Origin of the sequence: Moraxella nonliquefaciens (assembly GCF_001679005.1) — a bacterium.
Lineage (GTDB): Bacteria > Pseudomonadota > Gammaproteobacteria > Pseudomonadales > Moraxellaceae > Moraxella > Moraxella nonliquefaciens.
Map to the genome: position 1 here is coordinate 1 of NZ_LXTW01000025.1, position 709 is coordinate 709.

A 709-nucleotide genomic window follows, 5' to 3' on the forward strand; every position below is an offset into this window, starting at 1 on the left:
ATTATGCTCGCAATGTCGTCAATAATGCAACATCTGGGATAAATACTACAACTTCTGTTGAAGCTTCAGGAGTGGCACTATTTGGGTTTGCTCAAAGCAGGGGTATTGCTACGGACATTAAGGGTAATGCTTGTACAGTTGATGCAACTTGTTTTTTGCTTGGACCAAGAGTTGGCGGATCGGCTGGCTTTAATCAAGAGTTGGCAACTGGAAATCTTACACCAGGAGAGAAATATTATGGCGTTTCAATTGATGGTGCTGTAGTTCCTATTGCAGGAGTGAAAGGTAATGTGTCTTTGTATAGTAATGGTTCGGTGGGGTATCATGGAGGAGCATCATCAGGAGCTGATTTTGGTTTAGCTGTAAAGGTTTGTTCGGTGCAAACAGAAAAAGAGTGTAAATAAACATGAATAAAAAAATTAATTTTATATATTTCTTTCTTGGTTCTGTTTTGGTTTTTTTTGGTAAATATTTTGCAGATAATGTAAGAATATTTTTGTTTGTATTATTATTTATAACAGCAATTTTTCATGCAAAGGATACATTTAAATATATTTTAATATCTTTGAAAGATATGATTAAGCAAATAAGAAAATGATTTTATGAAAGATATAGTTGATGATTGTATTTAGAGGGTAATTAAAGACTAAAACTTGTGAGAACAATCATGACTTATGTAAAAAGAATGATTAGGAATTTTTGTATCATT

At 32.6% G+C, this 709-nt stretch carries 1 protein-coding gene; it reads left to right on the forward strand.

The genetic code is table 11. From position 1 onward, the window contains the following. On the forward strand, positions 1-404 hold a 404-nt coding region (locus A7456_RS11440; RefSeq protein ID WP_158512506.1), incomplete at its 5' end, for a hypothetical protein. Positions 405-709: the final 305 nt, after the last annotated feature.